11 protein-coding genes are annotated in these 14,529 nt (G+C 72.5%); 8 read left to right on the forward strand and 3 right to left on the reverse strand.

What is annotated here, in order from left to right; all coding sequences use genetic code 11:
• Window positions 1–7: 7 nt before the first annotated feature.
• Complete coding sequence (locus ACIGJO_RS29375; RefSeq protein ID WP_399963218.1) at window positions 8–343, reverse strand: SH3 domain-containing protein; 336 nt, start codon at window positions 341–343, stop codon at window positions 8–10.
• 254 nt (window positions 344–597) lie between these two features.
• Between ACIGJO_RS29375 and ACIGJO_RS29380 the strand changes: the two genes are divergently transcribed.
• The 3 genes from ACIGJO_RS29380 (at window position 598) to ACIGJO_RS29390 (ending at window position 3,703) form a co-directional block, all read left to right on the forward strand.
• Window positions 598–756, forward strand: coding sequence for a PT domain-containing protein (locus ACIGJO_RS29380; protein ID WP_399963409.1), 159 nt, complete (start codon window positions 598–600; stop codon window positions 754–756).
• Window positions 757–766: 10 nt separating this feature from the next.
• Window positions 767–1,450 (forward strand): alpha/beta fold hydrolase, encoded by a 684-nt coding sequence (locus ACIGJO_RS29385; protein WP_399963220.1) that lies wholly within the window; start codon window positions 767–769, stop codon window positions 1,448–1,450.
• Between the two features lie 81 nt (window positions 1,451–1,531).
• On the forward strand, window positions 1,532–3,703 hold the full coding sequence (locus tag ACIGJO_RS29390) for a HEAT repeat domain-containing protein (protein ID WP_399963222.1): 2,172 nt from the start codon (window positions 1,532–1,534) through the stop codon (window positions 3,701–3,703).
• Between the two features lie 2 nt (window positions 3,704–3,705).
• Here the strand turns inward: ACIGJO_RS29390 and ACIGJO_RS29395 are convergent, their stop codons facing one another.
• Entirely contained in the window at window positions 3,706–4,317 is a 612-nt protein-coding gene (locus ACIGJO_RS29395; RefSeq protein ID WP_399963224.1) for a TIGR03086 family metal-binding protein, read from the reverse strand.
• 152 nt (window positions 4,318–4,469) lie between these two features.
• On the opposite strand from ACIGJO_RS29395, the gene ACIGJO_RS29400 reads away from it, so the two are divergent.
• From ACIGJO_RS29400 to ACIGJO_RS29410, 3 genes are all read left to right on the forward strand, one after another.
• Window positions 4,470–5,462, forward strand: coding sequence for a fibronectin type III domain-containing protein (locus ACIGJO_RS29400; protein ID WP_399963226.1), 993 nt, complete (start codon window positions 4,470–4,472; stop codon window positions 5,460–5,462).
• 91 nt (window positions 5,463–5,553) lie between these two features.
• A complete protein-coding gene (locus ACIGJO_RS29405) occupies window positions 5,554–6,906 on the forward strand; it encodes a M20/M25/M40 family metallo-hydrolase (RefSeq protein ID WP_399963229.1) in 1,353 nt (450 codons plus the stop codon).
• A complete protein-coding gene (locus tag ACIGJO_RS29410) occupies window positions 6,903–8,432 on the forward strand; it encodes a YfcC family protein (RefSeq protein WP_399963232.1) in 1,530 nt (509 codons plus the stop codon). The genes ACIGJO_RS29405 and ACIGJO_RS29410 overlap by 4 nt, the downstream gene beginning before the upstream one ends.
• Window positions 8,433–8,519: 87 nt before the next feature.
• On the opposite strand, the gene ACIGJO_RS29415 is transcribed toward ACIGJO_RS29410, so the two are convergent.
• A complete protein-coding gene (locus ACIGJO_RS29415) occupies window positions 8,520–9,143 on the reverse strand; it encodes a TetR/AcrR family transcriptional regulator (RefSeq protein ID WP_399963235.1) in 624 nt (207 codons plus the stop codon).
• Window positions 9,144–9,241: 98 nt separating this feature from the next.
• Here ACIGJO_RS29415 and ACIGJO_RS29420 point away from each other — a divergent pair, with 98 nt between their 5' ends.
• Window positions 9,242–10,519, forward strand: coding sequence for an extracellular solute-binding protein (locus ACIGJO_RS29420; RefSeq protein ID WP_399963237.1), 1,278 nt, complete (start codon window positions 9,242–9,244; stop codon window positions 10,517–10,519).
• A gap of 445 nt (window positions 10,520–10,964) precedes the next feature.
• Window positions 10,965–13,895 carry a hypothetical protein gene (locus ACIGJO_RS29425; RefSeq protein WP_399963239.1) on the forward strand — a complete coding sequence of 977 codons (2,931 nt, stop codon included), beginning with the start codon at window positions 10,965–10,967 and terminating at the stop codon, window positions 13,893–13,895.
• Window positions 13,896–14,529 lie beyond the last annotated feature (634 nt).

Below are 14,529 nucleotides of genomic sequence, written 5' to 3' on the forward strand. Positions count from 1 at the left end.
CTACGACTCAGCAGTCGAGGTAGGCCACGTGGATCCAGACGCCGGTCGGTCCGCCCCACAGGTCTCCCATGACCCAGCTGCCCTCCTGGCCACGGGCTTCGATGTTCTGGCCCCGGTTCACGGTCCCGAGCACCGCGTAGCCCGTGCCCGGACCGCCGCGGAAGTTGACCCCGTTGTCGTTGACCGTGCAGACCTGCGGCGGCGGCGCCGGCGCGGGCGCCGCCGCCCGGACGGCCGCGGCGGGGGCCGTCACGGCCTGGGCGGACGGGCCCGCGGACAGCCCGAGACCCGCGCCCAGGACCATGGCGGTCAGCAGCATCTTCTTCAGCATCTCTGTACTCATCCTGACGCTCCGGGGCGCACCCGAGCGTGCGCCTTCGCCCCCTCAACGGAACGGCTCGCCCCGGGGGCACGGGATGCGCAGGACGGCGCGGGAGCAGACGAAAGCACAGGCCGTACGCTGCTTGAACCGGCGCACGCGGAGCATCCGCCGGGTGCTCCAAGCGCCCGCCGAGGCCGGGTTTCGCCCCGTCGGCACGCACCTGCCGCCTTACACCCGCCGGCTCGGACCCCGTCGTTCCGTGCCCCGGAACCGCCCTGCCGACAGCCCGGCCGACAGCCCTGCCGACAGCCCGGCCGACAGCCCTGCCGACAGCCCGGCCGACAGCCCGGCCGACAGCCCGGCCGACAGCCCGGCCGACCGCCCGGCCGGGGCCGGACCGGGGGCCGGGAGCCGGAGGGCTGCCCGGCCTGTAGCGTCAGGGGCATGGAAGATCAGTCTGTTGTGGATGTCGGCGATGTGCGGCTTGCGTACCGGGCCTGGGGTGACCAGTACGGTTCCCCGGTCGTCCTGCTGCACGGTCTCGGCGGCTCCGCCGCGAACTGGGAGGCGGCCGGGAGCCTGCTCGGTGAGGAGTGGCGGGTGTTCGCCCTCGACCTGCGCGGGCACGGGGAGAGTGACTGGCCGGACGAGTACGGCCTGGACCTGATGCGGGACGATGTGCTCGGTTTCCTGGACGAGCTGGAGCTCGACCGGGTCGGCCTGGCCGGTCACGGCATGGGCGGAGTCGTCGCCCAGCTGCTGGCCCAGGAGCACTCGGACCGGGTGGAGCGGCTCGTACTGGTGGAGACCCCCGCGCCATGGCCCGGGGAACCGGGACCCGTGGGGCGGCCCGAGGGGCCCGTGGACTACGACGAGAACGCCGTGCCCGCCGTCCGGGCCCAGATCGCCGACCCCGACCCGCGGTGGGCGGAGGGCCTCGGCGAGATCGTCGCGCCGACGCTGCTCATCTCGGGCGGCCCGGAGAGCGGTATGCCGCAGGACCGCCTGCCCGACATGGCGTCCCTGATCCCCGACTGCCGGCTGATCACGGTCCCCGGCGGCCACCGGGTGCACGAGACCCGGGCCGATCAGGTCGCGCAGCAGATCACGGAGTTCTTCACCAGCTGACCGAGCCGGTCGCATCCGGCCCCACGCCGCCGGGCCATGTGCCCGGCGGCGTTGTCAGTCCCCGCTGCCATGATCTGTGCCATGGATCTCGCACCGTTCTTCGCCGATCTCGACGCGCGGCCCTGGGCCGACTACGAACACGCCTACGGCAGCGCCGCCGATGTGCCGGACTTCCTGCGGGCGCTCGCCGGGGACGACGAGGAGGCGGCGGACGAAGCGCTCGGTGACCTCTACGCGAGCATTCTCCACCAGGGCTCGGTGTACGGGGCGTCCGCGCAGGCGGTGCCCTTCCTGGCCCGGCTGGCCGCCGGGGGAATACGTACGGCCGACCTGCTTGCCCTGCTCGGCGGAATCGCCGAGGGCGGTACGGAGTTCGAGGGCGAGGGGCCGGGGGAGAGCGACGAGGCCGCGTGCCTTCGTGCCGTCGTCGGCCAACTGCCCCTGCTGCTCGACTCGGTCGGATCCGATGACCCCGAAGTGCGGCAGTGCGCCGTCTGGGCGGCCGCGATGACCGGGGCGGCCGGGCGGGTGCTGCCGGTGCTCCGTGAGCGGGCCGCTGTGGAGAAGGTCCCGCTCGTGCGCGCCGAACTGCTGTGGGCCCTGGCGGAGCTGGACCCGGCGGGCACGGCGTCCGCGGCGACGGAGGCGATCGGCCCGGACAACCCGGGGGAGTTGCGGATCGCGGCACTGCTGGCCTGCGTGGACACCGGGCTGCCCTGGGGCCGGAGCCACCACGCGGCGATGCTGTCGCTGCTCCCGGCCGAGGCCCTCATGGCCGACCGGGTCGACCCGTACCGCGGTGAACCGCTGCTCCATGTCACCGAGGCCCTGCTGCTCCGCGACACCGACGAGGACCGCGACGCGGCGTTCACCCTGCTCGGCGCCGCGCTGAGCAGCGAGTCACCCGAGGCGTGCGAGGAAGCGGTGGGCGCGGCCGAGTCCGCCTGTCAGCTCTCCCGCAGCGCGCCGCAGCGGCTGGCCGCCCCCCTGCTCGCCCTGGCCACCGGTCCCCGGGGCGCGGACGTCCCCTCCGTACGGCCGGCCCTGAACCTGCTCGGCGCGCTCGCCGCCCCGGCGGCCGACACGCTGGCCCGGCTCGCGGCGGAGGAGGGGGACACGGCCGACGGCGCGCTCGAAGTACTGGTCGCCGTGGCTCCGGAACGTGCCGCGCCGCTCCTCGCCCGGAATCCGGCGGAGCGTCTGCGCGCCCTCGCCGCGGCATGCGGCGGGCACTTCGCGGCCGCACCGGTCCTGCCGTACGACCCCGGACTGCTCGCGGCGCTCCGGCAATGGCTCACCACACTGCAACCCGGCGGCAACAGCCCGTTCCGGGTGATGGCCCTGCTGGAGTCCTGGGGTGCCGCCGCGGCCGACGCCGTACCCGAACTGTGCGCCGCGCTGCCCCGGTTCCCCCAGCTGGTGCCCAAGGTGCTGACCGCGGTCTGCCCGCCCGGACAGCGGGGAGCCGTGGGTGAAGTGCTCCGTACGGCGGCCCGGTCCGGTCCGGCGCAGGACCGCTTCGAGGCCGCGCGGGCCCTGTTCGCCCTGACCGGGGACGACGCGCCGCTGCTGGCCGCCGTCGCCGCCCGGCTGGCGGACGACCGCAACGGAATACGCGAGGCGGCGGCTGCCGCCGCGGAGCTGGGTCCGGCCGCGACCGGGCTCGTCCCCGCGCTGCGGGCCGCGTTCAACGCCCCCGACGCGCACCGCAACATCCCCGAGATGCAGGCCGACATCGAGATCGCCGCGGCCCTGCACCGCATCACCGGCGACGCGGCGGAAGCCGTGCCGGTGCTGACCGGGGTGCTCACCGAGACCGAAATGACCTGGACCCGCTGGGCGTTCGTCCATGCGGCGAGGGTCGCCGCCGGCCTGGGTACGGTCCCCGCGGACGGGCCGCTCGTCCCCGCGCTGGAGGCGCTGCTGACGGATCCGGCGCAGGTGCCGGGTGCGGTGCGGGCCCTGCTCGCCCTCGCCCCCGGCCGGCTCGACGCGGGCAGGGCGGCCGGGCTGCTGCTGGACGCGGCGGAGTCCGGAACCGCCCCGGCCGAGGCGCTGGACGCGCTGGTCGCCCTCGGCCCGGAGGCGGGGACCGAGGACGTCCGCGGCCGGCTCGCCCGGCTGGCCGGGCAGGACCTGAGACTGGAGGTGTCCGGTGTGTTCGGCACCGCCGCCCTCGCCGACGAGCGGGTGCGTGAGCAGGCCCGTGCGGCGGCGCGGGCGCTGGGCGGGGGAGCGGCGAGCGCCGGCTGACGTCAGTCCCCCGGCTGCCAGTCCGGGCGACGGCCGCTGAGGGCGATGACCCGGTCCAGGAGCGGAGCGCCGGCCGGGACGGGGACCGGCGGGCCGAAGACCGCTCCGTCGCCCGAGCGGTCCTCGGCGGGGGTCATCAGCGCCTCGCAGGAGCGCAGATCCGCCTCGTCCGCCCGGTACGGCTGCCCGGTCGACCGGGCCAGGTCCCAGCCGTGGATGACCAGCTCGTTGAGCGCGACCGCCGCGGCCACCGGGGCGGGCAGATCCACCCCGCCCGCCCGGGTCATGCCGTCCGGGGCGGCGGGTGCCCGCCACGCCGCCGCCAACTCGTCGAGCAGCGGGGGCAGGACCTCGCGCCAGTCGTCGCCGAGCACCAGGGGCACCGAACCGGGGGGCACGTCCGACGCCGGTCCCAGATCCTTGCGGGCCGCGTCGCGGAAGGCCGCCGTCAGCCCGACCACATGGGCGAGCAGTTCCCGCACGGTGTAGTCCGGGCAGGGGGTGGGGGCGGTCAGCCGGTGGTCCTCGACGGAGCCGAGCAGCGCGGCCATCCGCCGGGCGGCCGGTTCCAGGTCGGGGGCAGGGGCGGGGGCGGGTGCGCTGTGTGGGTTCATGCAGTTCTGACCGCCCGGGTCCGGAAAACTCATCGCCGGCGGGCCGCCCACCGCGGCCGGGTGCACACCGGCACATTGCGGAACGTTCCTCTCCGCCCCCTTGTCGGCGACCCCCGCACCATGACATACAGGTCTGGACCATTGCTGTCCGGATGGAAGGCAAGACCGTGCAACGCCCCCACGCACCTGCCGCGTTGGCCTGCTCCGCCGCCCTGCTCCTCGCCACGCTCACCGCGTGCGGCGGCTCCGCCGAAGCGGACACACAGAGTCCGACCACCCCCCACGGCGTGACCGCCCAGGCCAGCAGCTCCACATCGGTGCACGTCATGTGGGAGCCCGCCTCCGACAACACGGCGATCACCGGCTACGAGATCTACCGCGAGGGCAGGAAGGTGAAGTCCGTCCCCGCGGCCAAGCGGATGATCGACATCGACGGGCTGACCGCCTCCACCGCCTACACCTTCACCGTCCGGGCCCGGGACGCCGCCGGGAACCTCTCCGGGCCGAGCCCCGCCGTACCCGTCACCACCCAGGCCACCCCGCCCGAGGACGACCGGGCGCCCACCGCCCCGGTGAAGCTGCGCGGCACCGCCGACGGCAGCCGTGCCGCCACCCTGACCTGGGGCGGCTCCACGGATGACGTCGGCGTCACCTCGTACGACATCTACCAGGAGGACTCCCGGATCCACAGCGTTCCGGGCACCGCCACCACCGCCCGGCTCACCGGACTGCGCCCCGGCACCGTCTACACCTTCACCGTCCGGGCCCGGGACGCCTCCGACAAGTCCTCGCCGGACAGCAACGCCTTCGACCTCACCACCGCCTCCGCCCCCGGCGCCCCCGCGAGCACCGCGCCCACCGGTCTTCGCACCACCACCACCGCCGAGGGCAAGCAGTTCGTCGTCGACCTGTCCTGGGACCAGCCCCGGACGGGCGGCGAGATCCCCGCGTACGAGCTGTACCTCAACGGGAGGATGACCACCACCATCGTCTGGGGCGGAACACCGCCCCAGGGCCGTGCCACTTACCGGCTGACGCTCACAGATCCGCCGGGCACCCGGTACTCGCTGAAGCTGCGTGCCAAGCTTCCGGACGGCAAGTGGGGCGACTTCTCCGCCCAGCGCACCGTCGTCCTGGGGGACTGACCGCTTCTCAGGCGTGCGGGGAGCCGCCCCATACGGTCCATTGATCCCAGAACCCTCAGAACCGGGCACGACGAGGAACAGGGGTTGAACGATGGACCTGAGCTCCAGGGTCGGCGCGCTGATGGACGGACTCGTCTCGGATCTGGAACGGCTGACGGCGATTCCGTCGGTGGCCTTCCCCGGCTTTCCGCCCGAGCCCGTGCGGCAGGCCCACGACCTCCTCGTGGACCTGCTGCGCGGCGCGGGCGTCGAGCGCGTCGAACGGCTGGACCTGCCCGACACCGCGCCGGTCATCGTCGCCGAGATCCCCCCGCCGTCCCCCGACGCCCCCACCGTGCTGCTCTACGGCCACTACGACGTGCAGCCGGCCGGTGATGAGAGCCTGTGGCTGTCACCGCCCTTCGAGCCCACCCCCGTCGAGGGCGGTCTGCGGGCCCGGGGCATCGCCGACGACAAGTCCAATCTCCTCGTCCATCTGGGTGTGCTGAGGGTGTACGGGGGCAGGCCCCCGGTCGGGCTGAAGATCGTCATCGAGGGGCAGGAGGAGTACGGCAGCGCCTTCGACGACTACCCGCCCACCGACCCCGACCGGTTCGCCTGCGACGCCATGGTCATCGCCGACATGGGCAACCTCCGCCCCGGCAGCCCCACCCTCACCACGGGCCTGCGCGGGGCGGCCGAGGTCGTCGTCGAGGTCCGTACGCTCGCCGAACCGCGCCACAGCGGCGAATTCGGGGGCGCGGCCCCGGACGCCCTGCTCGCCCTGCTCAAGGCCCTCGCCACCCTCCACGATGTGCACGGCGATGTCGCGGTCGAGGGCCTGCGCCGCGAGGAGTGGAAGGGCACCACGTACACGGAGGAGGAGTTCCGGAGCCTCGCGGGGGTGCAGGACGGCATTCCGCTCATCGGCTCCGGCAGCCTCGGCGAACGGCTCTGGAGCGGGCCGGCGATCACCGTGATCGGTATCGACGCCCCGGGCGTCGACCACGCGGCATCCGCGGTCGTCCCCTACGCCCGCGCCAAGCTCAACCTCCGCTTCCACCCCGAGCAGGACCCCAGGGAGGCGCGGGGCCTGCTCGTCACCCATCTGGAGTCACTGCGCCCGTTCGGCATTCCGCTGACGGTCACCCCCGGCGACACGGGCCCCGGATTCGAGCCCGCGACCGGCGGCCCCGCCTGCCGCGCCGCGCTCACCGCCCTGCGCGAGGGCTGGGGAGCGGAGCCCGCGTTCGTTGCGAGCGGGGGCTCGATCCCCCTGGTCAACGGGCTGTCCAAGGCCGTCCCCGGCGCCGAGGTGCTGCTCTTCGGCGCCCAGGACAGCATGTGCAACCTCCACGCGCCCAATGAGCGGGTGCTGTTCTCCGAACTGCGCTCGGCGGTGATCGCCGAGGCCGCGTTCCTGCGGGAGTTCGCCGCCGCGCACGGCGGCGGGAACGCCGCATGAGCGACGCGGACACCCGGGCCGCCCCTGAGGAGAAACCGCCGGCGGGGAAGAAGTTCGTCTTCCCCAGCGCCCTGACCATTCTGGCCATCGTCACGCTGGCCGTCTGGGCACTGGCCTTCCTGATCCCCTCCGGCGCCTACGACCGTGACAAGGACGGCTCGCCGGTCCAGGGCACGTACCACCGGGTCGACTCCGGACAGAGCTTCGTCGACCGCCTCAACGATCTCTTCCTCTCACCGGTCAACGGCCTCTACGGCGTCCAGGACCAACAGACCGGACAGGTCGGGCCGGACCTGTCCGGTGAGCTGTACGGCAGCGCGGGCGTGTTCCTGTTCGTGATCGCGATCGGCGCGTTCATCACGGTGGTCTTCGCCACCGGCGCCCTGGACCGGGGCATCGGCCGCCTCGCCCACCGGCTCCGCGACCGGGGAGCGCTCCTCATCGCGGGCGTGATGCTGGTCTTCGCGCTGCTGGGCACGGTGGAGGGATTCGCGGAGGAGACCCTCGGCTTCTACGGCCTGATCGTGCCGCTGATGCTGGCCCTGGGCTACGACCGGATGGTGGCCACGGGCACGATCATCCTCGGCGCGGGCATCGGCGTGCTGTGCTCCACGGTCAATCCGTTCGCGACCGGGGTCGCCTCGTCCGCGGCCGACATCTCGCTCGGCGACGGCATCGTGCTGCGCGCGATCATGTGGGTCGTACTGACCGCCGTGACCATCGCCTACGTCATCCGGTACGCGACGAAGGTCCGCGCGAACCCCGGCCGTTCGCTCTCCGGCTTCCTGCCCGGCGACCGCGACCGGACGGCGGCGGACGCGGGCGAGCCCCCGGACCTGACCGGCCTGCACAAGGCCGTCCTGGTGCTGGTCGCCCTGGTCTTCACCTTCATGATCTTCTCGGTGGTGCCCTGGTCCAGCGCCCTCACGGGGGACGCCGGCGCCGTCCCGTACGGCTTCGAACTCGGCTGGTCCTTCCCGGAACTGGCGGCGCTCTTCCTGGTCGCGGCCGTGGTGGTCGGGGTCGTCGCCCGGTTCGGCGAACAGAAGCTCAGCGCGACGATCATCCAGGGCGCGGCCGACTTCATCTCACCCGCGCTGGTCATCGTGCTGGCCCGCGGTGTCACGGTCATCATGAACAACTCTCAGATCACCGACACCGTGCTGCACTCCATCGAGGGCCTGGTCTCGGGCACGTCCTCGGCCGCGTTCGCGGTCTTCGTCTTCATCGTCAACCTGCCGCTCGCCTTCCTGATCCCCTCGACCTCGGGCCACGCCACCCTCGCCATGCCGATCCTGGCCCCGCTCGCCGACTTCGCGGGCGTCTCGCGCGCGGTCGTCGTGACCGCCTGGCAGGCGGCGAGCGGCTGGATGAACCTGTGGGTGCCGACAACGGCCGTCACCATCGGCGGGGTGGCGCTGGCGAAGGTGGGCTACGACAAGTACCTGCGGTTCGTCTGGCCGTTGCTGGCGATCCTCTTCGCGCTGATCTGCGGGTTCGTGGCACTGGGTGCGGTCTGGACCTGAGACGGGGCGCGGTCGGCCGGGCCGCGCCGTGGACGTCACGCCGACGCGCATGCCACGCAAGCCCCTTCGGCGCGCCTGCCATGGACGTCAGGTCAACGCGCCCGCCATGGACGTCAGGCAGCGCTCCGCCAGCGCGGCGGGACCCCCCGCTCCCGCGGCCGGGGCGTCTCCCGCGGCCCAGGTCTCCACCGCGACCCGCACCGCGGCTCCGGCGAGCGCCGCCGCCAGCCGGATGTCCAGCGCGCCCGCGTCGACGGGCGGCCCGGTCCGCGCCGCGAGCACCGCGGCCAGCGTGGCCTCCGATTCGCGGCACGCGTCGTTCCAGACCGACTGGAGTGCCGGGCTGTCCGCCGCCATCCTCAGCAGCGAACGGACCCACTCCAGCGCCTCCTTGTTCTCCGTGTCACCGGGCGCCGCGGCCAGCGCCCGCGCCGCCGCGTGCCGCAGCGCGCCGGGCAGGGGCAGGGTGCGCGGGGCGTCGCGCACCGCGTCCACCCACTGCCGGGCTCCGACGGCGAACAGCGGGGCGACGGCCTCCTCCTTGGTCGCGCAGTAGCGGTAGAGGGTGCGCGGCGCGACACCGGCGGCCCGCGCGATGTCCTCCGCGCGGGTGGCCCGCAGGCCGTTCTCCACGAACAGCGCGGCCGCCGCACGGGCGATGTCCCACCGGGTGGCGGCCTTGCGCCGCTCCGTCAACGAAGCACCTTGCATGCGAGGCAGGTTATGCCCATGAGGGACCCTCACTCGATTGGCAGACAGTGCCTGTGTGGCAGAATCTGTCACTCAATCGGTGCGGGTACGAGCAAAAGGTGGCAACAGCGGTGCGTCGGCGGCGGTTTCTTCTCCAGACGGCCGGCCTCGCCGGCGCCACGGCCGGACTCGGGCTGGCCGGCTGCGAATCCGCCGGTCCGGACGCGACGCTCGATGTGCTCGTGGCCAGCTACGACAAGAGCGTGGGAGCTTCGCTGGGGGATCAGTGGGACAAACTGATCGCCGCCTTCCGGAAGAAGCACCCCAGCATCAAGGTCAGACTGGAACGGGTCCCGTTCAACAAGATCGACAAGACGCTCGCCCGACGGGTCGAGGAGGGCCGCGAGCCCGACATCGCACAGTCGAACATCTTCGCCCCCTACGGTGAGGACGACCGGCTCTACACCGCGGGCGAGCTCTTCACCATCTCGACGCAGGCCGACTTCATCCGCTCCTTCGCCGACGCGGGCACGGTCGACCGCGAGCTGTACGGCTTCCCGTTCCTGGCCAGCACGCCCCGGCTCTTCTACAACAAGGAGCTCTTCCGCCGCGCACGCGTCGGCGACGCCCCCGCGTCGTGGGACGAACTGCGCGCCGCCGCCGAAGCGCTCAAAGGGATCGGTGTGAAGACGCCGTACGGGCTCCAGCTGGGACCCGAGGCGGCCGAGGACGAGGCCCTTTCCTGGATGCTCGCGGCGGGCGGCGGCTTCACGGACCTGGTCGGCTACGACTTCGAGACGCAGCCCAACATCGACGCGCTGACCTGGCTGCGCGATGAGCTGGTCGCCGGGAAGCTGGCGGGCACGGCCCCGGCCGAGCTCAACCGCACCGATGCCTACGAGCAGTTCCTCCGCGGCGACATCGGGATGATGATCGCCCACCCCGTACTGATGGGCGCCGCCGACCAGGCCCGACTCCCGTACGCACACGCCCCGTTCCCCGACAAGGACGGCGGCACTCCCGCGCCGATCGGCCTGAGCGACTGGCTGATGGCGTTCAAGCGCAACGGCCACCGCAAGGAGTGCGGGGCGTTCCTCGACTTCCTGTACAGCGGCCAGTCGGCGGCCGCCTACGGCGGCAGCCAGTCCGCGCTCCCGGTGACGTACACCGCGTCCGACGCGGTGCGCGACCAGCCCGCGCAGCGCCCTCTGTGGCCTTTCATCGACCAGTTGCCACAGGCCCGTTTCGCCCCGGTGGGCATGCGCTCCTGGCCCGAGGTCCGGGGCGCGATACGCAGGGACGTGGGCCGCGCCGTGCTGGACAAGGGAGATCCCGTGTCCGTGCTCAAGTCGCTGGACGACGCGGCGGCCAAGGCGGAGGTGGCCGGGACGCCCTGAGCGTTCCGGGCCGACGACGGTGGCGTCGGGCCACGGAATCCTCGCGGCCCCGACGGCGCTCCGTCCACCGGTCACCCAAGCCTCCCACAGGGCCGCGGTGGCCGCAGCTCAGCGTTTGCGAACACCTCGGCTCCGGGGTACCAAGGTGAGTGGGCCTCCCCCGAGTGGGTGTGCCGGAAGCGTCAACTCGGCGGACCGGGACCCGGAACGGACGAACGATCGGTCCGGTGCCGTAAGTCCCCGAGCCTTGGGTGGCCATCGAGCAGGCAGTTCCACGCGCCGTGCGCGTGGCCCGACGACCTGTCCGGAGCATTCGGCGGATTCGCGTCAGGAACCAGTCAGGAACGCACAGGAGCCGAGGCATCGGCGAGGGATCGCCGCGTCCTGTGGGAGGGCCCGGTGTTCCGCCCGACGCGGTCCGATGACCCGGTGGATGCGAGGAGTCATGCTCCTGACCACCCCGGCACCCGAACGTGCCCGTCGCGTCCGGGAGCCCGCCGCGGACCCGGCGACGCCCTTGCAGGTGAACGTCTCGCAGGTGCTCAGCCACGATGTGGTCACGGCGGACACGATCCCGGTCGACACCACCAGCGCGACCCCGGTGGCGGTCTTCGACAACCCCGCGAGCGGCGGCGTACCGGGCAACACACAGGCGGAGGCACTGGCCGTCGTCGCGGCCGCGGACTCGCAGACGACGCAGTTCGCGCACATCGCCTGCGATCCGTCGGCGGACAGCGGCTGGACGATGCGGACACCGTTCGGCGAGCTGGTCGCGGCCGAGGTGGCCGCCGGGGTCGCCTACCCGGACAGCTCGCAGGCCGCGGTCTTCGGATTCCTCTTCGACGGCACCACGCTCCACATCAGCCAGTTGCAGCAGGACGGCCTCACCTGGAGCGGTCCGCAGCCGGTCGGAAGCACCTCGGTGTCCGGGCTGCACACCGCGTACACGCCGGCCGGGCGTCTCGTGCTCTACGGGGCGGACGTGGACGGCAATCTGGCCACCTGTTACCAGCCCGCGCCCGGCGCCCCGTTCACCACGACCGTGTGCGCCCTGCCCAGCCCGCTGGCCGGAGACTTCCAGCTCGTCCTGAGCGACGAGACCAGCTGGACCCTCGTCGCCGACATCGGCGGTGAACCCATGCTGGTCGTCGGTGTCCTGGGAGGCTCCGAGGCCCGCCGGTCGTCGTTGCCGGAGTACACCGGCACGCTGAAGCAGGTCGTGGTCGGCTTCTGGAGTCCCGCGGTGAACACCGCTGTCTTCGCTCTCGTCGACACCGACAACACCCTGAACCTCTGGGCGCAGTCCCCCTCCATCACGGTGGTGCAGCCGCCCGCCGGGCCCGCCCTGTCCGTCGCGTCGGCCGTCGGTCATGTCTCCACCGACGGCACGCTGAACATCTACGTGCAGGACACCTCGCTCAACCTCTGGGTGCTGCACCAGGACCCGGTCGTGCCCTGGAACGACGACGGCACCCCCAACTGGTCGCCGCTCATCCCCCTGGACAACGGGATCGCCGGGGTGGCGAGTTCGGGCAGTCCGGCCGACGCGCCGACCCTGTTCGCCATCGACGCGGCCATCGGGTCGCTGAGGCTGCACGCGCAGGATCCGCAGACCCTGATGTGGCGCAGCGGCACCGTGCTGACGTCGTCCCTGAACGCCTACGAGGTCGCCCGCTACCGCACCGAGGTCACCGTCATGGACGCCAACGGTGCGCCGGTGCCGCAGTACCCGGTGGCCCTGGCGGCGGCGCGGGGCAGTTCGGCGTGCGAGCTGTCCTGCGGGGATGCCACCGTCACCGTGGGCAGCGACCCGGTGAGCCTGACCACCGACGCGCTGGGCAAGGTCACGCTCGCCATGCTCACCACGGCAGGGCTGGCCGCCCCCGAGCTGACGCTGACCGCCGAGGGCCTCACCGAATCCGCCGTGGTGCAGCCCGGGTCGGGGGTCCTGACCTATCTGTCCGGGCAGGGCACGCTCAATCCGACGAATCCCGGTGGCCCGCTGCCGCAGTTCGACGCCGGCGGCGACACGCTGGCGGCGGCACAGGTCGACGGTGCGCGGCTGGCGCCGGGCGCCACCGGCAGCACGGCAGGGGTCGCGGCGGCGGCCATCCAGAACACCGCCATGGTCGGCCTGGGCACCACGCCCCCCGGCACGGCGGGATTCCGGCTGCGGACCACCGGCCCGAGCGGTACGGATTCCGGGCCGCGGTTCACCGTGCTGCGCACCCCTGAGGAACTCGCCCGTGCGCTGGCGGAGGCGGGCGGCAAGCCCGGCAGCTTCTGGAGCGACATCGAACGGTGGGCCGGAGACGTCTGGGAGGGCATCAAGAACGGCTTGATCAAGATCGCCGACACCATTGTGAACGTCGTGGACCGGATCGCGACGCTCACCGTGCAGATAGGCGAGGAGATAGCCGCGGGAATCTCGCTCGCGGTGGCCGGGCTGGAGCAGGCCGCGCACTTCATCTCGGGCGTGTTCGCCTGGGTGGAGGCCGAGATCGACCAGGTGGTCAAGTGGCTCAGGGCGCTGTTCGACTTCGGCGCCATCTGGCGCAGCAAGATGGCGCTCCAGTACGCCATGGGCCAGATCCCTTCCCTGGTGAAGCAGTTCACCGCCCACTACCAGAGCGCCGCCGACACGTGGTTCGCCAGTCAGAAGGAGGTGATCGGGCAGGCGTTCGGCGCCGCGAAGGAGACGGCGGGCGACACGCCGTACGGCGGGCTGCCCGCCTACCAGTTGCCGCCGCCGAGCACCACCACCGTCGTCGCGGGCGGCGCAGCGTCGGCCGACTTCTCCCAGAACGTCCATCACAACTGGCTGCAGGACAAGGTCAGCGCCCAGGCCCCGGACGATCCCGGCGTGACCGCCTATCAGCCCGTGGAGGGCCCGTGGCAGGCCTTCGCGGTCCATCTGTCCGATGCCGAGGGTGACTTCACCGGTGCGATGGCGGATCTCGCCGGTGCGCTGCAGACCCTGATCGAGCACCCGGAGAATTTCACCGGCCAGGGGATCAGCGACCTGCTGGGCGCGGTCGAAGGACTCGTCGACACCGGGCTGGACCTCGCCGACACGATGGTGGATGCCTTCGCCGGTCTCTGCGATGCCGCGATGGACGGTCTGGACGACCTGCTCGGCCAGGAGCTGGAGTGGGGCCCGCTCAATACGCTGTGGCAGTGGATGGCCGGCGCCGCCGGCTATTCCTACGACGGGAAGCTGACCGTCGGCGCGCTGATCGCGCTGCTCGCGGCCTTTCCCACGACCGTGCTGTACAAGCTGATCGAGGGTGTGGACACGGAGCCCTTCCCGAACGGCACCTTCTCCCCGTACGGCGCCCTCGCCGAGGACGGCACCGCGATGGCGGGCGGTGGCTGAACGGCCCGGTCACGCTGAGCAGCGCGCGGGGCACCGTCGACCAGTCGCTCGGTCAGGTGATGATCGACCTCGGCGCGGCCGCCTTCCAGCCGGTCATCAGCGGGATCGACCCCGAATCGGAAGTGCTCACCGAAATGAGTACGGCGTTGCAGACCTACTTCAGGACGGAGAACACCAGTTACTCCCTCGGCGAGATCACACAGAACCCGGCCGGGCTGTCCGCCTGCCTGGTACCGACCGCGTTCGACTTCGTCGTCCAGCAGAACCCCGGCCGGACCGACGACGGCGCCGTCCTGCTGCTCATCAGGACCGACGGCAGCGGTGGAACAGTCGCGCCCATGTCGCCGTATCCCATCCCCGACAGCGACACGGCCGCACTCCTGGTATCCGGAGAAGTGCTGTTCGCCTCATTGATCGCCCCCACGCTCAATCAGGAATTCACGAAGATCGGTACCACGTTCACGGCCGGCCGGCAGAGCGACGGCAGCTATCAGCTCAATGGTTCCGGAGGCCGGCTGGACCTGGGAGGGTTTCCGGTTCCCTGGCCCGGCCAGCCCGACATTCCCTATACGTCGAACGACGCGGCCGACGGCCAGGACGTCACGCTGGGGCCGGAAACCTTCACCGTGGTGAG

This window comes from Streptomyces sp. NPDC079020 (assembly GCF_044542225.1).
GTDB lineage: Bacteria > Actinomycetota > Actinomycetes > Streptomycetales > Streptomycetaceae > Streptomyces.